This is a genomic window from Flaviaesturariibacter aridisoli (assembly GCF_004343705.1).
In the GTDB taxonomy this organism is placed as follows: domain Bacteria; phylum Bacteroidota; class Bacteroidia; order Chitinophagales; family Chitinophagaceae; genus Flavisolibacter; species Flavisolibacter aridisoli.
The window spans coordinates 1-23,235 of the sequence record NZ_SKFH01000015.1 but is presented as its reverse complement, the minus strand read 5'-3'; the positions used below and the strand labels follow the sequence as shown (position 1 = coordinate 23,235).

Sequence of the window (23,235 nt, the reverse complement as noted above, 5' to 3'; positions counted from 1 at the left end):
AACCCAACTCAAATCAACGCCTCCTTTATGCGTAACCGCATTTTATTGTCGCTCCTGCTCGGGGCGGCCCTCCTGTTTACTGCCTGTAAACGAAATTCCGTTCAATTGACCCGCACGACCGCCGAAGGCGAGGTGCCGCGGCAGGGCAACCTGGTCTTCCAGTTCAGCAAGGCGCTTGTGGCCGATTCGCTGCTCAACACCTGGGATTCTACCGAATACGTGCGCTTCGAACCTGCCATCCGCGGCCGCTTTCGCTGGGAAGCGCCCGACCGCCTGATCTTCTCGCCCGAAGGCAACCTGGCCCCAGCAACCGACTACCGCGCCCGCGTTACCAATGAAGTGCTGCGCTGGAGCCGCTTCAACGATGTGCAGAACGGCGACGCCCTCCGTTTCCACACCCCGCTCCTTCAACTTAACGACGCCCAGGTGACCTGGGTGCTCCCTGAGGGCAATGGCAGCAGCGCCCTGCCGCAGGTAGCGCTCGATTTCAACTACCCCGTAAAAGCGTCCGAACTGCGCGAAAAGCTGAAGCTGCAGGTGGACGGCAAAGACGCGCCCTGGGAGCTCGTCACCGCTTCCTCTTCTTCGACGATGCTGCTGCGCCTTACCGGTTTTAAAAGCGAGGACCGCGACTACGAAGCCAACCTGCAGATCGATGGCGGACTGCTGCCCGAAGGGGGGCGCAGCGCCTCGCCCGAGCCGATGAAGGCGCAGCTCACGATCCCTTCGCCCTACGTGCTTAACATCAACAACGTGGAATCCGAGCACGACGGCACCGAAGGACTGGTGCGCATCTACACAAGCCAGCAGCTGCAGCCACAGGCCCTCACCTCGCTCATCCGCTTCGAGCCGGCCGTACGCTATACCGCTGAATACACCGATTACGGCATCGCCCTCCGCAGCGAGCAGTTCACGCCCGAGAACAGCTATTCGCTGGTGGTTGCCCGTGGCCTGCGCGGACGCATCGGCGGCGTGCTGAAAGAAGAAAGCAACAACCAGGTGGTATTCGGAGCGCTGGAGCCCGACATTCACTTTACAAGCAACAAGGCCCTCTACCTGTCGAAGCGCGGCAGCGGCAACATCGAAGTACGCATCACCAACCTGCCCAAAGTGAAGCTGGTGATCTCGAAGATCTACGAAAACAACATCCTGCAGGTGCGCCGCAACGGCTATTCACCGCGCAGCGCCGACGTGGACGGATCCGCGCAGACCGCTTCCTACCGCGAGGACAGTGAAGGCGGCGAGGAGGGCTACGAAGAAGCCAGCGCCATGGGGGGCGATGTGATCTACAGCCAGGAGATCGACACGCGCAGTCTGCCCAAATCGGGCCATGGCCGCTTGCTCAACCTGGCCCAGTTTCGCGACCGGCTGCCCGACTTCCGGGGCATCTACCATGTAGAAATACGGTCTTCTTCCGAATACTGGGAAAGCGACAGCCGCCTCATTTCCTTCTCCGACATCGGCCTCATTGCCCGCCAGGGCGGCGATCACCTGTACGTGTTTGCCAACTCGATCAAGACCGCAACGCCGCAGGCCGGCGTGACCATCAGCGCCTACGGCAGCAACAACCAGCTCCTTGGCACCGGTACCACCAACAACGACGGGGTGCTGGAACTAAAGCTGGCGCGCCGCGAATTCAGCGGCTTCCGGCCGGCGCTGCTCATTGCCCGAACTGCCGACGACATGAACTACCTGCCCTTCAGCGGCACCCGCGTGGGCACTTCGCGCTTCGATGTGGGCGGCAAGCGCCTCAGCGTAGCCGGTCTCGATGCCTTTATCTGGGCCGAACGTGACATTTACCGCCCCGGTGAAACCCTTCATTTCGCGATGCTATTGCGCGACCGTGCCTGGAAAAGTCCCGGCGAGCTGCCGCTGAAATACAAGTTCCTTTTTCCCAACGGCAAGGAATTCCGCAGCGGGCTCAAGAGCCTCAACGAAGGCGGGATGGCTGAAGGCGCTATCGAGCTGCCCACCTCCGCCATCACGGGCTCGTATACGCTGGAGTTGTACAGCAGCAACGACGTATTGCTGGCGACGCAGACCTTCAACGTGGAGGAGTTTGTTCCCGACCGGATCAAGGTGAGTGCGAAGCTGGATAAGAGTGGCTATCGTCCCGGCGAGGTGGCTGCCCTGGCGATCAATGCGGTGAACTTTTTCGGGCCGCCGGCCGCTAACCGCAATTACGAGCTCGAGGTGCAGGTGCGCGGCGCCACTTTCCGTCCGAAAGGTTTCGGCGAATATGATTTCAGCCTGTCGGAAGCAGGCAACATCCACGACAAGGAGGTGAAGGAAGGACGCACCGATGCGTCGGGCAACGCCTCCGAAAGCTTTGCCATCCCGGCCCTGTACAACGAACACGGACTGCTGCAGGCCTCTTTCTTCGCAACCGTATTCGACGAAACGGGCCGCCCCGTAGCGCGAAAGGCGGTGGCCGACATCTTTACGCAGCCCGTGTTTTTCGGCTTGCAGGACGACGGTTATTCCTACTACACGCTGAACCAGCCCGCCACGTTCAACCTCGCCGCCGTTAGTCAGGACGGGGCCGCAGTCGCCGCCAGCGCCCAGGTGCGGGTGATCAAGCACGAATACAAAACCGTGCTCACGAAAAGCGGTGAATACTTCCGCTACGAATCGCAGGAGCAGGACAAGATATTGCACGACGCACCGCTGATGCTGCGCGGCAAAGGCGTGTTCACCTTTGTGCCGCGAACACCGGGCTCCTACGAGTTGCGGGTGTATCGTCCCGGCGCGGACGCTTACGTGAGCAAGAAGTTTTACAGCTACGGCGCCTGGGGCGGCGACAACAGCTCTTTCGAGGTGAACAACGAAGGCCAGGTGACCATCGAGCTGGACAAGGATTCGTACAAGACCGGCCAGAGCGCGCGTGTGCTGTTCAAGGCGCCGTTCAGCGGCCGTATGCTCGTCACCGTGGAGCGGGACGGCGTGCTGTCGTACCGCTACCTCGACGTAACGCGGCGCAGCGCCTCGATGGACCTTAAGCTCGAAGCGGCGCACGTACCCAACGTATACATCACGGCGACGCTGTTCAAGCCCCACGAGGTAAGCGACATCCCGCTTACCGTGGCCCATGGCTTCCGCAGCGTGGCGGTGGAAGAACCGGGGCGTCATATGGACGTGCGCATTGAAGCCAATAAGACCTCACGCTCGAACCGGAGGCAGACGGTGCGCGTAAAAGCCGCGCCCGGTAGCTACGTGACGCTGGCCGCGGTGGACAACGGTGTGCTGCAGATCACCGATTTCAAAACGCCCGATCCCTACGGCTATTATTACCAGAAGCGCGCGCTCGAAGTGCAGGGGTACGACCTCTACCCGTTGCTCTTTCCCGAGCTGCGCGCCCGCCTCAGCTCCACCGGCGGCGATGGGGGCAACGATATGAACAAACGGGTGAACCCGATGCCCGCCAAACGGGTGAAGATCCTTTCGTACTGGAGCGGCATCCGGCGTGCCGACGGCAGCGGCTGGGCCGACTTCACCTTCGATGTGCCCCAGTTCAGCGGACAGGTGCGGCTGATGGCGTTGACGGTCAGCGGCGACCGCTTCGGTTCTGCTGAAGGCACGATGCAGGTTGCCGACCCGGTGGTGCTCAGCACGGCCCTGCCGCGCTTCCTGAGCCCGGGCGACACGGCCTACGTGCCGCTCACGATCACCAATACGACGTCCCGTAGTTCTACGGGTACGGCGTCGCTGCAGGTGAGCGGGCCGCTGCAGGTGGCCGGCGCCGCCAGCCAAAGTGTGACGCTGGCGCCCAACAGTGAGGCGCGCGTGCAGTTCCGCGTGGTGGCCAACTCGCTGGGTGTAGGCAAGGTGACGAGCCGGGTGGAAGCGCTCGGTGAAACGTTTACGGAGGCCATCGAGATCTCCGCGCGGCCGCCGTCCACATTGCAACAGCGCAGCGGCTCCGGCTCGGTGACCGGCGGCGTTCGCCAGCGCATCGATATTCCCGAAGGCGACTTCCTGCAAGGCAGCAGCAATTTCCAGTTGCTGGTAAGCCGCTCGCCCGTGGTGGAGCTGGCCGACCAGCTGCGTTGGCTCGTACAATATCCCTACGGTTGTACGGAGCAAACGGTGTCGTCGGCCTTCCCGCAGCTGTATTACGGCGACCTGGCTACGCTGGTGAACGACCGCAGCGACCGGCGCAATGGCGCCGCGGCCAACGTGCTGGAGGCGATCCGCAAGATCAAGATGCGGCAGCTCTACAACGGCGCCGTAACGCTTTGGGACGGCGAACATTCCGAGGACTGGTGGACCACTGTGTATGCCGCGCACTTTTTGGTGGAAGCGAAAAAGGCTGGTTACGAAGTGGACAACAGTTTGCTGAAGTCGATGATGGGCTACCTCCAGGCGAAGCTGAAGAATCGCAACTACATTACGTATTTCTACAACCGCAACCAATCGCGGCGCATTGCGCCCAAAGAGGTGCCCTACAGCCTGTACGTGCTCACGCTTGCCGGGCGGCCCAATGTGCCGGCGATGAACTTCTATAAAGCCAACCCCGACTACCTGGCTCTCGACGGCAAATACCTGCTCTCAGCGGCTTATGCCCTTGCCGGCGACCGTCGCTCCTTCGGCGCGTTCCTGCCACGCTCTTTCAGCGGCGAAGTATCGCTGCCGCAAACGGGCGGTGCGTTTTACAGCGAGGCACGCGACGAGGCGCTGGCGCTGAACGCACTGCTGGAAGCCGATCCGGGCAACGCACAGGTGGGCCAGATGGCGCGCCACGTAGCCGACCGCCTGAAGACGCAACGCTACCTCAATACACAGGAGCGGATCTTCTCTTTCCTGGCGCTGGGAAAGCTGGCCCGCGGCAGCGCCGCGTCGGACGTGTCCGCAGAAATACGGGTCGGCGGCCGGTCGGTGGCGCGCGTGGCGGATGGCGCCTGGAAGGGCACCCGCGCGCAGCTCGGCGCAGGGCCGATCGAGCTCGTTACAAGAGGGAACGGCCGCTTGTATTACAGCTGGGTCGCCGAAGGCATCAGCCGCAGCGGTGCCTACGTGCAGGAAGACAGCTATGTGCGCATCCGGCGCCAATACTTCGATCGCTATGGCAAACCGGTCAGCGGTAACAGTTTCCGCCAGAACGAACTTGTGGTGGTGGCGCTGACGGTGGAAAAGGCTTATAGCAACACGCTCGACAACCTGGTGCTCACCGACCTGCTGCCCGCGGGCTTCGAGATCGAGAACCCGCGCACCAGCGAAGTGCCGGGGCTCGACTGGATCAGGGATGGACGCCAGCCCGATGCCCTCGATGTGCGCGACGACCGCATTCACTTTTTCGTGGACCTGCCCGGTAACCGTCAGACCTACTACTACGCCGTGCGGGCGGTGTCGCCGGGTGTGTTCCGGCAGGGGCCGGCCAGCGCCGACGCGCTTTACCGGGGCGAAATCCACTCCTACCACGGCGCGGGCAGGATACGGGTGCTGCCCCAATAATCTTTATTTTAGCGGGAGGGCTTCGGCCCTCCCTTTTTTGTATTTCCCGCTATGGAAGATTGTATCGCCCTTTTCTGCAACCCCACGTCCGAGAACGCCCGCGCCTTGCGCCTCACCAAAGAGATCATGGGGCTTCTTGGGCAGCGCGGGCTTGCCTGCCAGGCCTTCACGGCTTCCTGGCCCGATACGCTCGACGGCTTTACACAAGCCTGGATCGTGGGCGGCGACGGCACACTCAACTGGTTCATCAACCAATACCCCGATTGCCACCTGCCCCTGGCGGCCGTTCCCGCGGGCAGCGCTAACGACTTTCACTGGAGCCTGTACGAAGGCACGCTGAACGAGCCTGCGCCGCAACTGATCGAGCGCTTCCTCGGCCGCCGGCCACGCCTTGTCGACGCAGGCGTCTGCAACGGACGGCTCTTTCTCAACGGTGTGGGCATCGGCTTCGACGGCGCCATTGTGCGCGACCTGATCGGGAAGAAAAAGCTCGCGGGCAAAGCGTCCTACCTGCTGTCGGTGCTGAAGCACATCATGACCTACCAGGAAAAATTCCTGTCGCTGACGGGAGAGGGCCTGAGCATGTCGGGCGACTGCCTGCTGTTATCGGTCGCCAACGGCCGCCGCTATGGCGGTGATTTCCGCGTAGCCCCGGCCGCGGTGCTCGACGACGGCTTGCTCGACCTGAATTTCGTGGGCCGGATCGCGCCCCTGCAACGGATGCGCTACCTCCCGGTGATCGAGCGCGGCGAGCATGGGGCCTTACCCTTTGTGTGGCAGGAGCGCAGCGCCGCACTCGTGGTCGCATGCGCACAGGAACTGCCCGCCCACCTCGATGGCGAATACCTGAGCGCGGCCCGCTTCGAGATCAGCTGCCTGCCTAAACGATTCTGCTTCTTCGTCTGAGGCTGTATTCGCGCCGCTCGCGGTACAGCGCCAGGTCGCTGGGGCGTACAAACAGCCGCACCAGCAGCAGGCCAGCTACAAAGCCGCCGATGTGGGCCGCATAGGCCACGCCGCTGCCGGCATCCGACCCGAGGGCGCCCGCGCCGTTGATCAATTGAAACAGGAACCACAGCCCGACGCAAAGCCAGGCCGGAAAGGGCCAGAAGCCCAGGATGAACCAGATGCGGATGCGGTGGTTGGGAAAGAGCAGCAGGTAGCCGCCGAGCACACCCGATATAGCCCCAGAGGCACCGAGGCTCGGCACGAATGGGTTTTGCCCGAAGAACACCGTCGCGGCTACATGGGCCAGCGAGGCGACGACGCCGCACAGGAGGTAAAACGCGAGATAGCGCAGGTGCCCCATCACGTTCTCGAGGTTGTCGCCGAAGATGGCGAGGTAAAGCATGTTGCCGAAGATGTGGGCGATGCCGCCGTGGAGAAACAGCGCGGTGAACAGCGTGAGGTAAATCGGGTAGGGGGAAGGCTGCAGGCCGGGCATCAGTTGCCGTACGCCCGACACCTGGTCTACAACGATGCGGGATTCGGAAATGATGTCGTGGCCGCTGAGGATCTCGGCGGGCACCGTGGCGAAACCGTAGGTAACGGGTACATCACTGCCGAGCTGTTGCCAGTACACAAACACGAATATGTTGAGCAGAACGAGGCCGTAGTTTACAAACGGAGTGCGGATGCGGCCCAGGTTGTCGTCGCCGATTGGTAGCATGAGGATGCTACTTGCAGGAAATATACCACGACCCGCGAAGCCCGTCATTACGAGCGTGCAAGGACGCTTTGGCGCACAAAAAAGTCCCGCCGAAGCAGGACTCTGAATTATCTCGGGGATAGGACCACCTTAGTAGCTGTCGCGGAAACCGCCGCCACCGCCGCGATTGCCACCGCCGTAGCCGCCACCGCCGCGGTTGCCACCGCCGCCATAGCCGCCACCGCCGCCGAAGCTCTTCTTCTTGAAGCCGCCGCCACCGCCGCCGAATCCGCCGCCGGAGCCGCCTTCTTTGGGACGCGACTCGTTAACCACCAGGTTACGGCCGTCGATCTCGGAGCCGTTCAGCTGCGCGATTGCAGCCTGGGCTTCGGAGTCGTTCGCCATTTCCACGAAACCGAAGCCTTTGCTGCGGTTCGTCATTTTGTCCTGGATGATTTTGGCAGAAGAAACTTCGCCAAAGGGGGCGAACAGGTCGGCCAGGTCCTGGTCTTTCAGGTTCCAGCTGAGGTTGCCTACGTAAATGTTCATGATCAAAAAATTTAAAAAATGAAATGTACCGTCAGCTGACAAGGGATCCGGACAGGAAAGGCGAAACCACGATGTGAGACTGAAAGAACATGTGAACACAGTAAAAATAAGCTTTTCCACAGAAAGTTCCTAAAATCTTACAGAAGGCCGGAGGCGACCAAAAAAGGGCCGGCGGGCGGGGGCGTGTTGAATGGTCAATCGGTAATGAGTAATGAGTTCACGCGGGCAAAGTGCGTAACGCGTTCGACTGGCTTAACACGTAGGTAGGCCCCTGTTACCAACTAGCCAATGGAGCAATCCACCAATAAACAAGAACCCCCGCGAATGCGGGGGTTCTTTCCGTGCGAGTGTTGTCAATAGCGCGTCACGTTCTTACTGCTTCACCACTTTCATGCTTTCGACGTTTCCGTTGCCGTCATCTACACGGAGTATGTAAAGGCCGGGGGTGAGCCCGTTGAGGTCGATCTGGGTCTGGATGCTACCCGAGGCGGCTACCAGGTTGCGTACGATGCGTCCGTCGGCTGTGGCCAGGGAGAGCATGCCGCCGGTCATTTTATCGTGCTGCACGGTGAGCTGGTTGTGTGCCGGCAGGGGGAAGGCTTTGAGTACGATGCTGGAGCTCTTGCCGGTGAGTTTGGCGATGCTGCTGTATTTGAAGCGGCCGTCGATGTCTACGTTCTTCACGCGGTAGTATACGGTGCCGGAGGAGGCATTAGCGTCGGTGAAGTTGTACGCGGGCTTCTTGTTGGCGGGCACGGTGCCGATGCGGGTAAAGTTGCGGCCGTCTTCGCTGCGCTCGATCTCGTAGCGCTGTACGTCTACTTCATCAGCCACATCCCATTGCACCCGGGTGCCGGCGGTTTCCTTGCGGGCGTTGATACCCATGAAGGTTACCGGGAGGATGATAGCGCCCTGGTCGCCGCCGAGCGAGATGTCGTCGAATTCCCAGTCGCAGGGCACGTTGCCGCGGTAGGAGATCTCGATGCGGAACTTCTGGCCCTGGTACAGGTCGGCATCGTTGATGCGGATGCAGAGGCGGCCGGAATCAGAGGGGAAGTTCGTCCATACGGGACCGTTAGCAGTAGTGCCTACGATGTCGTAGCCGGCTACGCAGTTGCAGGCCACGTTGATGATGCGTACGCGGTACTGGCCGCCGGCGCAGGCTTTATAGCGCCAGCCGATGTCGATACCGCCGCTGGGCTGCTGGTTGATATACACGCAGGAGATGATCGATGCGCTGCGTACGGCGAGGCCGCTGCGCTCCACCCACATGCCGGCGGTGGAATCCCAGTTGAACTCAGTGTAGTCCGACTCGGTGAAGATCGAAGGAGAACGGTAATCGCCGCTGCGGTCGTTGAAGTCCTCGATCACTTCGCATTTGTTGCTCGGGGCAACGGAAGTGGGGTGCTGGGCGAATACAATAGAGCTGGCGAGGACGGTCAGGCCCATAAAGAGCCCTTTCAGGGTAAAAGTGTGTTTCATGGTTAGCAAAAGTTAGATGTCAAAAAAATCGGTTACAGGTTACTCCCTGGGAGGGTCTTCAGAGGGGATTGGACGGTTTGTTGGGTGTTTTTCGTGATGCGCTGTGTGCCGCATTCGTGTAGTATAATTTCCAATGCCGTGCCGATTTTTAACAAGTTGCCTGATACCCCGCTTGTGTTTCCCGATTTTCCACACTTTGTTTCCGGATAGGGACAGAAATGAAAAAGTCCACACCGGGCGGTGTGGACTTTTTCAGAAAATACTGTGGCGCTTATTCAGCAACCACGTCAAAAGCAACTTCCGAATGGTGACCGTTGCCGAAATCGATGGCTGCTTTGTAGGAGCCGAGTTCTTTCACGTCGTCGGTGATGCTGATTTTTTTGCGGTCGATGTCGTAGCCTTTCTGGTCGCGGATGGCGCGGCTGATTTGCAGGGCGGTAACCGAACCGAAGATCTTGCCCGAGGTGCCGGTCTTGGCGCCCACCGTAACGGGGCCTTCCTGCAGTTTGGCAATTACTTCCTGGATCTGGGCCAGCATGGCGGCTTCCTTCTTGGCAGCCACTTTCTGACGCTCCAGGAGCTGCTTGCGGGCAGAGGGGGTCGCCTCCACGGCAAAGCCCTGGGGGATGAGGAAGTTACGGGCGTAGCCGTTCTTCACCTTCACCAGTTCGTTCTTGCCACCGAGGTTGTCTACGTCTTGAATGAGAATGATGTCCATTGTTTGTTGTTTTTTCCCAGTGAATTTCAAAATGGGGCTTCACTGTTCCCCACCTTTCGGGAGGGGTTAGGGGTGGGCCGGGTTTACTTCATCAGGTCCGTAACATACGGAAGCAGGGCCATCTGGCGGGCCTTCTTGATGGCCTCGCTCACCAGGCGCTGGTACTTCAGGGAGTTACCGGTGATACGGCGGGGCAGCATTTTGCCCTGGTCGTTCAGGAACTTCTTGAGGAACTCGATGTCCTTGTAATCGATGTAGCGGATGCCATACTTCTTGAAACGGCAGAATTTCTTCGGGCGCTTCTCCTGCTTGATGGCGGTCAGGTATTTAATCTCGTTTTGGCGTGCCATGATTAAGCCTCCTGTACTTTTTCGGTTCCGGTAGGTACGCCGCTTCTCTTTTTGTTGTTGTACTCGACGGCGTATTTGTCGAGTTTGGTGTACATGTGACGGAGCACGCTCTCGTCACGCAGAAGCTGAGTCTTCAGCTTCTCATTGAAGTCGGATGACGCACTGAATTCCATAACCCAGTACAGACCGGTGGTCTTTTTCTGGATGGGGTACGCCAGTGATTTCAGGCCCCAGGGGTTCTCGCCTACGATGGAACCGCCATTGTCGGTTACCAGGGCAGTGTACTTGCGCTGAGCTGCTTTGAACTCGTCGTCGCTGAGTACCGGGGTAAAAATCACCATCAATTCGTAATTGTTCATTACTCGTGATTTGGTTGTATTGATAAAATTTCCCCTTCGGGCAAGGCACAGGCCTGCCGATGGGAGCGCAAAGGTAGGACTTCCGGGGCAAATTTGAGCACCCGACCTTGTTAATTGGCACGCAGATCACGTGGAGCCAGCGGATCCTGCCGGTTGCCGTTAAATCAGAAAAGCCCCGCTAGGCGGGGCTTTTCCAAATATCTGCGTTCTCCGCGCGGGCTGCGGGCAGCCATTTGTCAGGCTGAGCGTTGCCGAAGCCTAGCGCGAAGCCTTCTTCTTCAGGTAGGCACGCACCTCGGGTTTCGCCACCTCCGTGAGGAAGTCGTGCGGGCGGCCGGCGCGGGCCAGGCGGGCTTCGATGGAGTCGATGGGCACTTTGTAGTTCTGCCAGATCGTAACCGGGGCACTCGTGTAGAGGGTGTTGTCGTTGGGCATGTCCACCGCCAGCACGCGGGCCGAGGTGTCGATGCGGTTGCGGTCGTCCGAACCCTTGGGCAGGATCACCACGATCTTGTATACCATTTTGGGAACGGTCACGTTGCCGAATCCGATGGTGCTCGTGGGCACCCCGTTGTTGCCGGCGCCGCCCACTCCGTAGTTGCCCATATAGATATAGGCTTCGTTGTTGGGGAGCACCTGGGTGCGGATGTAGTTTTCCATATCCGCCCAGGGACCCTGGTTAAAGCGGGGCGCCTGCGGGATCATGTTGGTCATGAGAAAGGTGCTGGAGTTGGCAGCTACCGTATTGGTGCGGTCTTCCGACGGGCAGTTGTGGCCCTTGTCGAAATTCGCCGTATAGTCGCTGGTGCGCACGTCGTAGTAGGAAGCCGGCAGTTTGGGGTTCGGACGGAAGTCGTCCTGGCGCTGCACGGGGCCCTGGTCTTCGGTCTGCAGGTGCCAGGCCACCCACACGGGGATGCCGCGGGAGGCGCTGTAGGCTTCCGAATAACCGATCTCACGCATCAGGTAGTTTTCCGAGAATTCAGCCGACAGGCGGGCATTGGTGGGGTTGCCGAGGTAGAGCGGGTCGTTTTCCTCGATGATGAGCTGCTGGTTGGCGGCCGTCACGTCTTCGACGCTGTTCTTTTTGCAAGCAGTGGTGACGAGCAGCAGGGCTGCGGCCGCCAGTTTCAGTCTGTTATTCATTGTTAGAAAGGTGTACTAGGGAACAGTAAAGGTATCGGTTAAATCCGATCCGGCCCAAAAGGGGCGCCGGAAGCGGGCTTTTTGCCGGCGAATCATTTTTTCCGCAGGAAGATGAGGTAGGTAGGGAAGTGGTCGCTGTAGCCGCCTCGGTACGACATCCCGTCCCAGGTGCGCATCGGGTAGCCCCGGTAGCGACCCTGGTTTTCGGTGAGGTATTCCTTGTTGAAGATCTTTTGCTGGAAGAAGAAATAGCCTTCCTGCTGGCGGGGCAGCCAGGCCTGCGAGATCATGATCTGGTCGAAGAGGCTCCAGGCGTCCTGGTAGGCAAGGGTGCCGATGCCGTTGTTGTACATATGCACCCAGGGGTTGAAGATGCCGCCGGGCTGTACGTCTTTCGCATCGCCTTTGGCGCCAAGCACTTTGGCCACGGAGGGCGAAATGGGGTCGTCGTTGAGGTCGCCCATGATCACGAACTTCGTATTCGGGTCGATCTTCAGCAGCGAGTCGGAGTGCTGCTTGCTGACCCGGGCAGCGGCGGCGCGGCCGGGAGCGGAGCGTTCTTCGCCACCCACCCGCGAAGGCCAGTGATTTACGTACAGGTTGATCGGCTCGCCATCAAGCTTGCCTTTCACCCAAAGCACGTCGCGGGTAAAGCGGCGGCCTTCCTTGGCACCCACGGGCAGGTTCACCTGCAGCGGCGCGCTGGCCTCGGGCGTGAAATATTTCGGGTTGTACAACAGGGCCACGTCCACGCCGCGGAGGTCTTTGGAATCGTAGTGCACAATCTGGTAGCCGCGGGCCTTGAGCTTCGGGTGGTTCACGAGGTCGTGGAGCACGGTGTCGTTTTCGATCTCCGCCACGCCGATGATGGCCGGTCCGTCGGGACTTACCTCGGTGCCGATCTCCGACAGCACCGTGGCCAGCTTGCCCACTTTGTCCATGTAGATCTTCGTATTGTAGTTCCGTGCGCCGGAGGGCAGGAACTCCTGGTCGTCGACGATCGGGTTGTCGGTAGTGTCGTAAAAGTTTTCGAGGTTATAGAAAGCGATGACAGCCACTTTATAGGTTTGCTTGCCGCCGGAAGCCGCTTCCGAGGTGCGTCCCTGGGCGGGCGGTTGCTGTGCGAAAGCATTAAATAAAAGAATAATAAAGAGGGGGAGGAGGCAAGCTTTTTTCATAATTTGCACGGAATTCAAGAAAACAAGGGATCAAAAGTACAGAATCAGGACGATCGCCCCGACGAAAAGGATGCCTCCGGAATTATTTCATAGTTAATAAAGGTTAACCGGCCGAAAACATCGCCACGGAAGCCAAACCGAATCAGTAGCTTTGCCTCCCCTCTAATAACTGCTTTATGTCAAAATCCCGATTGCTGCCCGTACTGCTTTGTGCAGGTATTGCCGCGCAGGCGCAGCAAACCAAGCCCGCCGATAGCACCAGCCGCGCCACGCGCGATACCACCATCGAGGAAATGAAACAGGGCGTGCTCGACAACATCCCCGTGATCACCCTCGACGAGAACGATATGGGCGACGCCGGCACGCAGAACATCTCCTCGATCCTCACCGCCGGACGCGATCCGTACTTCAACGCCACCTCGTTCAACTTCAGCGCCGCCCGCTTCCGCGTGCGCGGCCTCGAGAACGACCACTTCTCGACCTATATGAACGGCGTGCCGATGGACAACCTCGATAACGGCTTCGCACCCTACGGTCTCTGGGGCGGCCTCAACGACGTGATGCGCAACCGCGACGTCGAGTACGGCCTTCGTCCCAACACCTTCGCTTACGGCGACATCGGGTCCAATACCAACATCGACGTGCGCGCTTCCAAGCAGCGTGCGCAGACCAGCATCAACTACGCGCTGGCCAACCGCAACTATACCCACCGCATTATGCTGACGCACGGCACCGGCCTGAGCAAGCGCGGCTGGGCCTTTGTCGGCTCCGTATCGGCCCGCTGGGCCGATGAGGGGTATGTGCCCGGCACCTATTATAAGAGCTTCTCGTTCTTCGCCGGCGTAGACAAACGCATCAACAGCCGTAACCTGCTGTCGCTGGTGGCCTTCGGCGCCCCCACTGAGAATGGCCGTGGCGCCGCCGCCACCCAGGAAGCGATGGACCTGGCCGGGTCGCCCTACTACAACCCCAACTGGGGCTACCAGAACGGCGTGAAGCGCAATGCTTCGGTAGGCAAGACCAACCAGCCCGTACTGATCCTGACGCACGACTTCCGCATCAAGAACAACATGAGCCTGCTCACGGGCGCGGGCTTCTCGTTCGGCGACCGCAGCGTAACGGCCCTCGACTGGTACAACGCTCCCGACCCGCGCCCCGACTACTACCGCAACCTCCCCAGCTACCTGGATCGCTTCGCCTCGGTGATCGACCCGGTGCAGGCCGCGGCCGTACGCGACGCCTGGATGAACGACGAGAACGTGCGCCAGATCAACTGGCAGCGCCTCTACGACGTAAACCGCGCCTCCTGGGATACGATCCGCACCGTGGACGGCAAGAGCGGCAATGACATCGCCGGCCGCCGCTCGCGCTATGTGCTGCAAGACCGCGTCATCAACACACAGCGCCTCAACCTCAACACGACCTTCAACGCCCGCTTCGGCAACCACGTGGACTTCACCGGCGGCCTCACCGCCCAGTTGCAGAAGAACCACTACTACCAGAAAATAGCCGACCTGCTGGGCGGCGACTTCTATGTAGACCTGAACCAGTTTGCCGAGCGCGCCTATCCCAACGATCCGAACGTCAACCAGAACAACCTCAACGCTCCCAACCGCCTCGTGCGCGAAGGCGACCGCTACGGTTACGACTATAACATCAACCTGAAGCAGGCGACTGCCTGGGCACAGGGTGTGTTCAAGTTCAAAAAGGTAGACTTCTTCGCCGCCGCACAGGTAAGCCACACGAGCTACCAGCGCGAAGGCTTTGTACGCAGCGGTCTCTTCCCGAACGAGTCGTTTGGAAAGGGCCAGCTGAACGAGTTCACCAACTACGCGGCCAAGGGTGGCGTTACCTACAAGTTCAACGGACGTAACTATATATATGTAAATGGTTCGTACCAGACCCGCGCTCCTTTCTTCGACAACGTGTACATCTCCCCCCGCACGCGCAACACGCAGCAGGCCAACCTGCAGAGCGAAGAGATCCAGACCGTGGAAGGCGCCTACATCCACGTGGCTCCGAAGCTGAAAGTGCGCGTTGGTGGTTACTACACCAACATGGACAAGCAGATGGATGTGATGTCGTATTATGACGACCTCGTTCAGAACTTCGTGAACGTGGCTATGAGCGGCGTCAGCCGCAAGCTGTTCGGCGCCGAGCTCGGCGTGGAATACACCATCGGCTACGGGCTGTCGGTGAATGCCGCCGCCGCTGTTGGCCGCTACTATTACGACAGCAACCCGGTTGCCGTGATCACCGCCGACAACACCGCTGAAGTGCTCGGCTCGCGCCAGACCTACATCAAGAACTTCCGCCTGCCCACGCCGCAGGAAGCCTATAGCCTGGGCGCTACCTACCGCTCGGCCCGCTACTGGTTTGTAAGCCTCACCGGCAACTACTTCAACCAGTCGTACCTCACGATCAACCCGCTCCGCCGCACCTGGGATGCCGTTCAGAACGCCAGCAGCCCCGCAGAGTACAACCGCATCTTCGACCAGACGCAATTCGACAACCAATACACGCTCGACTTCTTCTTCGGGTATACGAAGCGCCTGCCGCGTGCCTTCAACCTGCACGGCAAGCCGACCACGTTTGTGTTCAACGCCGGCGTGAACAACCTCACCAACAACCGGAGCCTCATCACCGGCGGCTATGAGCAGCTGCGTTTCGACGGCACCGCCGGTGCCGACAACAGCCTGCGCGTGGACAAGTTCCCGCCGAAGCTGTACTATGCTTACGGCATCAACTTCTTCACCAGCGTCGGCATCCGCTTCTAAACCCATTAAAAAGCTTATATGAAATCCCTCACCTTCTTCACGAAAACGAAGGGCGTCCTCGCCGCTACGGCGGTATTGCTGCTCGCCGCGGCCTGCGACAAGCAGCCCGTGGGACCGGTTTGCCCCGATCCCTACAACGCGTTCAACTACACCGACCTCGCTGCCATCCGCGCCCTGTACAACGGCCAGTCGGCCGCCATCCCGGCCAACAGCAAAAAGGTGCGCGCCGTAGTGGTGTCCAACTATAAGAACGAAGCCGCCGGCAACTTCCGCGTGCAGGACATCTCCTCCGGCCGCGGCATCGACCTGTTCCTCGGCTCATCGTTCACCGACACCGCCAAGCTGCGCTTCGGCTCGATGATCGACATCAACGTCAACGGCGGCAACGTAGCCACCTTCAACGGCGACATGCAGATCGGTGGTCTCTCCGCCACGGCGTTTTCGACCGTAGCCTGCGCCGACGTTACTGCGATCACCCCTCGCGTTGCCACTGTGCAGCAGGCGCTCGACAGCCTCCAGCTGTGGGCTTCCTCGGTAGTGACCCTCGAGAACGTAACGATCACTGCCGGCAGCACCAACTCGACCGGCGCCAACTTCAACATCACCGACGCTACCGGCACCATCGTGACCTTCGTCCGGAATACCTCGGGCATCACCGTACCCACGGGCAACGCCCAGTCGGTAACGGGTTACCTGTCGATCTTCCAGTCGGCGACCACCGGCGTCATTACACCGCAGATCATTCTGCGCACCAACAGCGACGTGGTCCCCGGAGGTTCGGGTTCCAACGGCACGGGCATCACCCTGGCCACCTCGCCGTTGACCCTCGACTTCAACGGCATCGGTGGCGGCTCGCTGCCCGCGGGCGTATCGCTCCGCACCGGCGCCCGCGCCGATACGATCGGCGCCCCGGCCACGCTCAACACGGCGCCCTCCACGAGCCTGTGGAAGACGTTCACCTCCGGCTTCAAGAACTATGCTTCGGCCACCGGCCTCGCGATGGGCACCGACTCCGCTACCCAGGTAGCCGCCACGAACCGCGCCGTAGGATTCCGCCAGACAGGCACGGTAGGAGCAGGGGGCGACCCCGGCGCCGCCTTCGTGTTCCTCATCGGCAACACTACCGGCAAGAACAACCTGAAGATGGATTTCCAGCTGCAGTCGCTCGACACGGCCTCGAATGTGAACCGCGCCACGACCTGGGCGGTGGACTACGGCTTCGGCGACAACCCGACGACCTTCACGGCCGTACCCGCCGCCAGCATCAGCGGCAACCTGACCACCGGAAACCACGTTTTCAGCAACAACGCCATCTCCGTCACCTTCCCCGCCCCGGTGAACAACCAAGGTCAGAAGCTGTGGATCCGCATCGTGGCCCTGACGCCGAGCACCGGCACGCAGAACCGCGGAACCGCCGCCATCGACGACGTGAAGTTTACCTGGAACTAACAACAGACGCATCCCGGCGGCGACGCCGGACCTAATAAAAAAGCTATGACCCGCATTTCCCTGAAACATTTCCTGGCCGCCGGCTTCGCCCTCTTTATGGGCACGGTGGTGCTGGTTTCGTGCAAACGCACTTTCGACGACCCGCCCGCGCCTTCGGCACCGGGGCTGTCCGCCAACATTTCCATCAAGGACCTGAAAGCGATGGATACCGCACCTTACAGTGTGACCCACATCACACAGGACCTCGTGATCCGCGGTATCGTGAACATGGACGACAAGAGCGGTAATTACTACCAGCAGATCTCCATCCAGGATTCCACCGCCGGTATCATCCTGCGCCTCGCCGGCTCCAACCTCAACACCTCGTACCCCGTGGGCCGCGAGCTGTTCGTAAAAGTAAAAGACCTGTATCTCGGTGAATATGGTGGCGTTATCCAGCTGGGTGGCGGCGCCGATTCCATCTCCGGCGGCGTGACGATGCTTTCGCCGGTGCTGCAGGACCGCCACATTTTCAAGGGCGCCCTCAACCAGCGCATCGAGCCGAAGGTGGTGAACGTGGCCAACCTCCTGACCACCGAGCGTGACCGCAACACTATGTCTTACGCCAGCATGCTGATCCGCGTGGTAGGCTACGAGTTCCAATCCTCCGATACATCGAAGACCTGGGCCGACGTCGGTGCTTCGGGCAACCGCGTTGCCAAAGGCTGCAGCCTGCCCACGGCCGCCAACCTCACCGTGCGCACGAGCAACTTCGCCAACTTCGCCACCCAGCCCGTGCCGAACGGCAACGGCTCGCTGACCGGCATCTATTCGTTCTTCGGTTCTACCAAGCAACTGACGATCCGCGATACGAGCGACGCGCAGATGTGGGGACCCCGCTGCGGCGGCGGTTCGACGCCCCCGCCCGCTGGCGGCGGCACGAGCAACCCTACGATGACCCTGACCGGCACCTCGCCGCTGACCATCGACTTCAATGGCCTCGGCTCCGCGCTGCCCAACGGCGTGCGCCTGGGCATGAGCCAGACGACCTCGGCCACCGACACCAACGACGTGCTGGTAACGACCGCCACGCCCTGGGCTACGTCTACGGCCAACTTCCGCAACATTGCTTCGGCCACCGGCGCCTCCCAGGGTGCGGATGACGCTACGCAGAGTGGTTATACCAACCGTGCCCTCGGCATCCGCCAGACGAGCTCCGTCGGCGACCCCGGCGCCGGTGTGGTCTTTATCCTCGCCAACACCACGGGCAAAACGCTCACGCAAATGACCTTCCAGCTGCAGTCGCTGGATGCCGGCTCGGGGCGCACCACGACCTGGGCGGTGGAATACGCCGTCGGCGATGCCGTGCCGACCAGCTATACGGCTTTAGCCCCGACGGGTACGCTCACTACGGGCGGCGCCGCTTACTCCAACAACCTGGTAACCGTGCCGCTCCCCGCCGCACTGAGCAACCAGGCGCAGAAGGTGTGGATCCGCATTTATGCCAAGTCCGGAACCTCGGGCTCGGGCAACCGCGCCACCTCCGGTATCGATGACGTTAAATTCTTCTGGAACTAAATAAGAGAAAGAGAGGAGCCGCAACCGCGGCTTTTTCTCTTTGGACACACCAAGCCGATCAAAAACGACTTTATGAGAAAACTCTACTTTCTGCTTTGCCTGCTGCTGACTTCTGTAGCCGGTTTTAGCCAGGCATTGATGACCGAGCCGTTCGATTACACCCCGGACCCGGCTCTTGGCCTTTCTGCGCAGAGCGCGAACGTTTGGAAGATCACCAACGGTGGCGACTCCATCCTGGTGGATGCAGGATCGCTTTCGTACCCGGGTCTGCCGGCATCTACCGGCAACAAGGTAGCCTTCTCGGGCGCGGGTACCGACTACTACCGCAACTTCGGTACACAAACCTCCGGAACGGTGTATGCTTCCTTCCTGTTGAATGTGACCTCCCTGGGCACCCTCAACGCTACCGGCGGCTATTTCTTTGTACTGACCGAAGGCACGAGCTCTTCCAACCACGCCTCCACGGTTTGGGTGCGCCTTTCGGGTACGGGTTACAACATTGGTATCAACTCACGCACGACAGCTGCCAACACCAACTGGCTCCCTACTGTGTATACCCCGGGAACGACCTACCTCGTAGTCGTTTCGTATAACATTGTTGCCGGTGCGACCAACGACTTTTCCGAGATCTGGGTGAATCCTGCTTTGGGTGCTGCTACGGCGCCCGCTCCCAATGCACAGGCTGTTCCGGCAACCGCCGACCTCGCCAGTGTTGGTCGCGTGATGCTACGCCAGGATGCCACCAACACCACGCCCCCGATCAACGTCGACGAAATCCGTGTAGGCCTCGACTGGGCTTCGGTAACACCGTCCAACGCCGGCACACCTACGCTTTCCACAACCGTTCTTCCTGCCTTCGGAAATACCTGCGTCAATACAACCGCAGGGCCCAACAGCTTTACACTGACCGGCAGCAGCCTCACTGCAACCGACGTGGTAGTAGGCCCACTGGCCGGCTACTCGTTCAGCAGCACCTCGGGCGGCACGTACAGCAGCTCGCTGACGATTACACCGGCTTCCGGTGCCATCAACCAGGACGTGTTTGTGAAGTTTACCCCCACGGCCGTCCAGAGCTATAGCGGCAACATCCCCGTATCGGGCGGTGGCGCCACGGCCACTAGTGTAACCGCTTCGGGCTCCGGAGTCGCGCCCAGCGCACCTACGGTAGCTACGGCCGCCTCCAGCGGTACCAACAGCGTCGGCACCACCCTCAACGGCACGCTGTCGTCCACGGGTTGCGCCAACGTTACGAGCTACGGCTTCATCTACAGCACCACGACCGGCTTCGACCCCGCCACGTCGGGCACGACGGCCGCCAGCAGCAACCTCGCCGGCACCACGTTCTCCACGACGCTGAGCACGCTCAACCCCAGCACCACCTATTATTATGTAGCCTTCGCCACCAACAGCGTAGGCACCACCTATAGCACGCAGTCCCAGTTTACCACGACGGCCCTGCCCGCGCCCACGGCGCCTGTGGCCACTGCCGCTACCAACATCACCGGCTCGGGCTTTACCGCCAACTGGAACGCCGCCACCGGCACCACCACCGGTTACTTCCTCGACGTATATACGCAGGGCCCCGGCACCGTTGTGGGCGGACGTCTTGCCGGCTGGGATATTCCCACCAACAACGACGCAGGCCGCCTCGCCAACACCGGTACGGCTGCCAACCTCAATACGGCGGAACTCCTCGCCGTTGGGGCCGTAGCCACCTATACCTATCCCTCGGGCCCGAGCGGCAGCCAAAGCACCTATGCCGTTTCTACTACCGGCTGGGATGCCGGTGTGGATACGAAATATTGGATGGTTGCCGTGAACACTACCGGTGCCAGCAACATCACGGTTTCTTCGCTGCAGGCCAGCTCCAACACCGGTCCGAAAGACTGGAAGATCCAGTACCGTGTTGGCAACTCCGGAAGCTGGATCGATATTGCGGGTGGCGCAGTGAGCATCGCTACCTCTACAAGCGTTACGCCCGTCCAGTACTACGGTCCGAGCAACCTCGCTCTTCCTGCCGACGCGGCCAACCAGCCGCTGGTGCAGATCCGCTGGGTGGTGAATTCCACCAGCGCGGTGAACGGAACGACCGTCGTCAGCGGTGGCACGAGCCGCATCAGCAGCGTCTATGTAAAAGGCGACTACCCCGGTACCGTCAACACCTACCTCCTGCAAAATGCAAACGTGGGCACCGTCACTTCCTACAACGTCACCGGCCTGTCGTCGAACACGACGTATTATTATGTAGTACGCGCCGACAACGGCGGCAGCACTTCGGCCAACTCCAACGAGATCCAGGTGGTAACAACGGCAGCCGCGACTCCTTCGCTGAGCGCTACTGTGTTGGCCGACTTCGGTAACATCTGCCTCGGCAGCACCGCCGGCCCCAACAACTTCACCATTACCGGTACCGACCTCACGGGCAGTAACGTAACGGTCAACTCCCTGCCCGGCTTTACGTTCAGCACCACCGCGGGCGGCACCTACACGAGCACGCTGACGCTGACCCCCAGCGCCGGCAGCCTGAGCCAGACCGTATACGTGCACTTCGCACCCGCCGCGGTGCAGAACTATGATGGCGATATCATCGTCAGCGGCGGCGGCGCCACGGCCATCAACGTGCATGCAGCCGGCGCCGGCATCAACACGCCCGCCATTGTGACCACGAACAGCGCCAGCGGCGTGACGACGAGCGCGGCTACGCTGCCCGGAAGCATCACCGCCGGTTGCTCGGCCACCACGGCCTACGGCATCGTGTACAGCACTACGAGCGGTTTCAACCCCGCCACTACCGGCACCACCGTTACCGGCAGCAACCTGTCGGGCGGCAACTTCACAGTGACGCTCAGCAGCCTCGCCGCCAACACTACTTACTATTATGTAGCCTACGCCACCAACGGCGCGGGTACGACCTACGGCACCCAGCAGTCGTTTACCACCAACAGCAACCCGAGCCTGAGCGCGGGTGCGCTGAGCAACTTCAGCAACACCTGTATTAATACGGCTTCCGCCGCCAACAGCTTTACTGTTACCGGTTCCAACCTTACGGGCGACGTTTCGGTAAATGCCCTTGCCGGCTATACCTACAGCACGACCTCCGGCGGCACTTACACGAACACACTCACGCTGAGCCCCACGGCCGGCGCTCTGAACACGACCGTGTTCGTAAAATTTACGCCCACCGCTGTTCAATCGTATAACGGAAACATCCAGCTCACGGGTGGCGGCGCCACGGCCGTCAACGTTGCTGCGAGCGGTGCTGGCGTCAATACGCCGCCCTCGGTTTCCACAACCCAGGCCAACAGCGTAACGGCTACTTCGGCTACGCTCCCCGGTGGCATCAGCTTTACGGGCTGCTCGAACGTGACGGCCTACGGTTTCGTGTACAGCACGAGCAATGGTTTCAACCCGGCTACAACCGGTACGAACGTGCCTTCCACCAACCTGGCTTCACCTTTCTTCAGCGCAGACCTCAGCGGCCTGACGCCGGGTACCACCTATTATTATGTGGCTTATGCCACCAACGCCGGCGGCACCAGCTACGGCGGCCAGGGTACCTTCACGACACTGACGCCCGCACTGAGCGCCACAGCCCTCACGGCTTTCGGCAATACCTGTATCAACACAACCACGGCTGCCAACAGCTTCACGGTTACCGGCTCCAACCTGACCGGCAACGTGACGGTGAATGCACTCGCCGGCTACACGTTCAGCACGACCTCGGGTGGCACATATACGAGCACCCTCACGCTGACGCCTTCGGCCGGTGCGCTCAACAGCACCGTGTTCGTGAAGTTCACGCCGACGGCTGTTCAGAGCTATAACGGCAACATTTCCGTATCGGGTGGCGGTGCCACGGCGATCAACGTAGCCGCCAGCGGTGCCGGTATCAATACCCCGCCCTCGGTTCCGACGGCCGCCTCCAGCGCCATCACGACCACATCGGCCACGGTTACGGGTAACGTAGCAACGACCGGTTGCTCGACCCTGACGGCTTACGGTGTGATCTACAGCACGACCAGCGGCTTCAACCCCGCCACTTCCGGCACTACTGTCAACGGCAGCAGCATCAGCGCCGGATCCTTCCCGGTAAACCTGACCGGCCTGACCGCGGGTACGACCTATTATTATGTTCCCTTCGTGACGAACGCGGCCGGTACCACAGTATACGGAACGCAGCAAACCTTCGCCACGACCAGCGGCGCCACGATCCCGACGGCACCGGTTGCCACGGCCGCCACGGCTGTTACGGCCACGGGCTTCACCGCCAACTGGAATGCAGTAACCGGCGCCACGGGCTACTTCCTCGACGTATATACCCTCGGCGGTGGATCGACCGCGATCGCCGGCTGGGATATGGCTGGTACGACCGATGCCAATCGCATCGCCAACCAGGGTAATGCCAACAACATCAACATCGCTACGCTGGCCGCCACAACCGGTGCTTCCACCGTTACCTACTCATACCCTGCTGGCCCTTCGGCCCTCGGCGGAACCAACCCGCAGTCGGTATCGACGAGCGGTTGGGACAACGGTGTGGATACGAAATACTGGATGATCGGTGTGAACAC

General features: G+C 60.7%; 14 protein-coding genes. 6 read left to right on the top strand and 8 right to left on the bottom strand.

Going from position 1 to position 23,235, the window contains the following annotated elements; all coding sequences use genetic code 11:
* The first annotated feature begins 27 nt into the window (after positions 1-27).
* Both E0486_RS10565 and E0486_RS10560 read left to right on the top strand, forming a co-directional pair.
* Positions 28-5,451 (top strand): alpha-2-macroglobulin family protein, encoded by a 5,424-nt coding sequence (locus E0486_RS10565; RefSeq protein ID WP_131852143.1) that lies wholly within the window; start codon positions 28-30, stop codon positions 5,449-5,451.
* 51 nt (positions 5,452-5,502) lie between these two features.
* Positions 5,503-6,357: a diacylglycerol/lipid kinase family protein gene (locus E0486_RS10560; RefSeq protein WP_131852142.1), complete on the top strand. Its 855-nt coding sequence runs from the start codon at positions 5,503-5,505 to the stop codon at positions 6,355-6,357.
* Here the strand turns inward: E0486_RS10560 and E0486_RS10555 are convergent.
* From E0486_RS10555 to E0486_RS10520, 8 genes are all read right to left on the bottom strand, one after another.
* Positions 6,332-7,120, bottom strand: a complete 789-nt coding sequence (locus E0486_RS10555) for a rhomboid family intramembrane serine protease (RefSeq protein WP_131852141.1) — start codon at positions 7,118-7,120, stop codon at positions 6,332-6,334. The two genes, E0486_RS10560 and E0486_RS10555, sit on opposite strands and share 26 nt — an antisense overlap.
* Positions 7,121-7,249: 129 nt before the next feature.
* Positions 7,250-7,648, bottom strand: a complete 399-nt coding sequence (locus E0486_RS19290) for an RNA recognition motif domain-containing protein (RefSeq protein ID WP_131852140.1) — start codon at positions 7,646-7,648, stop codon at positions 7,250-7,252.
* Positions 7,649-8,020: 372 nt separating this feature from the next.
* Positions 8,021-9,130: a T9SS type A sorting domain-containing protein gene (locus tag E0486_RS10545; RefSeq protein ID WP_131852139.1), complete on the bottom strand. Its 1,110-nt coding sequence runs from the start codon at positions 9,128-9,130 to the stop codon at positions 8,021-8,023.
* A 271-nt stretch (positions 9,131-9,401) separates the two neighbouring features.
* Entirely contained in the window at positions 9,402-9,848 is a 447-nt protein-coding gene (gene rplI, locus E0486_RS10540; RefSeq protein WP_131852138.1) for a 50S ribosomal protein L9, read from the bottom strand.
* A gap of 83 nt (positions 9,849-9,931) precedes the next feature.
* Entirely contained in the window at positions 9,932-10,198 is a 267-nt protein-coding gene (rpsR, locus tag E0486_RS10535) for a 30S ribosomal protein S18 (protein WP_131852137.1), read from the bottom strand.
* Between the two features lie 2 nt (positions 10,199-10,200).
* Positions 10,201-10,557: a 30S ribosomal protein S6 gene (gene rpsF / locus E0486_RS10530; protein ID WP_131852136.1), complete on the bottom strand. Its 357-nt coding sequence runs from the start codon at positions 10,555-10,557 to the stop codon at positions 10,201-10,203.
* 258 nt (positions 10,558-10,815) lie between these two features.
* The gene (locus E0486_RS10525) at positions 10,816-11,703 is read right to left on the bottom strand and encodes a DNA/RNA non-specific endonuclease (RefSeq protein ID WP_131852135.1); all 888 of its coding nucleotides are present in this window, start codon (positions 11,701-11,703) and stop codon (positions 10,816-10,818) included.
* Between the two features lie 92 nt (positions 11,704-11,795).
* Entirely contained in the window at positions 11,796-12,881 is a 1,086-nt protein-coding gene (locus E0486_RS10520; RefSeq protein ID WP_131852134.1) for an endonuclease/exonuclease/phosphatase family protein, read from the bottom strand.
* A gap of 176 nt (positions 12,882-13,057) precedes the next feature.
* Here E0486_RS10520 and E0486_RS10515 point away from each other — a divergent pair, with 176 nt between their 5' ends.
* From E0486_RS10515 to E0486_RS10500, 4 genes are all read left to right on the top strand, one after another.
* A complete protein-coding gene (locus E0486_RS10515; protein WP_131852133.1) occupies positions 13,058-15,658 on the top strand; it encodes a TonB-dependent receptor in 2,601 nt (866 codons plus the stop codon).
* A gap of 18 nt (positions 15,659-15,676) precedes the next feature.
* Positions 15,677-17,107, top strand: coding sequence for a DUF5689 domain-containing protein (locus E0486_RS10510; RefSeq protein WP_131852132.1), 1,431 nt, complete (start codon positions 15,677-15,679; stop codon positions 17,105-17,107).
* Positions 17,108-17,152: 45 nt separating this feature from the next.
* Positions 17,153-18,664, top strand: a complete 1,512-nt coding sequence (locus tag E0486_RS10505; RefSeq protein ID WP_131852131.1) for a DUF5689 domain-containing protein — start codon at positions 17,153-17,155, stop codon at positions 18,662-18,664.
* Positions 18,665-18,736: 72 nt separating this feature from the next.
* Positions 18,737-23,235, top strand: a 4,499-nt coding sequence (locus E0486_RS10500) for a beta strand repeat-containing protein (protein WP_131852130.1), incomplete at its 3' end; no start/stop codon positions are given.

What these genes read in the sequence shown, in the direction of transcription:
- E0486_RS10565 (WP_131852143.1), top strand. Translation starts at nt 28, where the DNA reads ATGCGTAACCGCATTTTATTGTCGCTCCTGCTCGGGGCGGCCCTCCTG.
- E0486_RS10560 (WP_131852142.1), top strand. Translation starts at nt 5,503, where the DNA reads ATGGAAGATTGTATCGCCCTTTTCTGCAACCCCACGTCCGAGAACGCC.
- E0486_RS10555 (WP_131852141.1), bottom strand. Translation starts at nt 7,120, where the DNA reads ATGCTACCAATCGGCGACGACAACCTGGGCCGCATCCGCACTCCGTTT.
- E0486_RS19290 (WP_131852140.1), bottom strand. Translation starts at nt 7,648, where the DNA reads ATGAACATTTACGTAGGCAACCTCAGCTGGAACCTGAAAGACCAGGAC.
- E0486_RS10545 (WP_131852139.1), bottom strand. Translation starts at nt 9,130, where the DNA reads ATGAAACACACTTTTACCCTGAAAGGGCTCTTTATGGGCCTGACCGTC.
- rplI (WP_131852138.1), bottom strand. Translation starts at nt 9,848, where the DNA reads ATGGACATCATTCTCATTCAAGACGTAGACAACCTCGGTGGCAAGAAC.
- rpsR (WP_131852137.1), bottom strand. Translation starts at nt 10,198, where the DNA reads ATGGCACGCCAAAACGAGATTAAATACCTGACCGCCATCAAGCAGGAG.
- rpsF (WP_131852136.1), bottom strand. Translation starts at nt 10,557, where the DNA reads ATGAACAATTACGAATTGATGGTGATTTTTACCCCGGTACTCAGCGAC.
- E0486_RS10525 (WP_131852135.1), bottom strand. Translation starts at nt 11,703, where the DNA reads ATGAATAACAGACTGAAACTGGCGGCCGCAGCCCTGCTGCTCGTCACC.
- E0486_RS10520 (WP_131852134.1), bottom strand. Translation starts at nt 12,881, where the DNA reads ATGAAAAAAGCTTGCCTCCTCCCCCTCTTTATTATTCTTTTATTTAAT.
- E0486_RS10515 (WP_131852133.1), top strand. Translation starts at nt 13,058, where the DNA reads ATGTCAAAATCCCGATTGCTGCCCGTACTGCTTTGTGCAGGTATTGCC.
- E0486_RS10510 (WP_131852132.1), top strand. Translation starts at nt 15,677, where the DNA reads ATGAAATCCCTCACCTTCTTCACGAAAACGAAGGGCGTCCTCGCCGCT.
- E0486_RS10505 (WP_131852131.1), top strand. Translation starts at nt 17,153, where the DNA reads ATGACCCGCATTTCCCTGAAACATTTCCTGGCCGCCGGCTTCGCCCTC.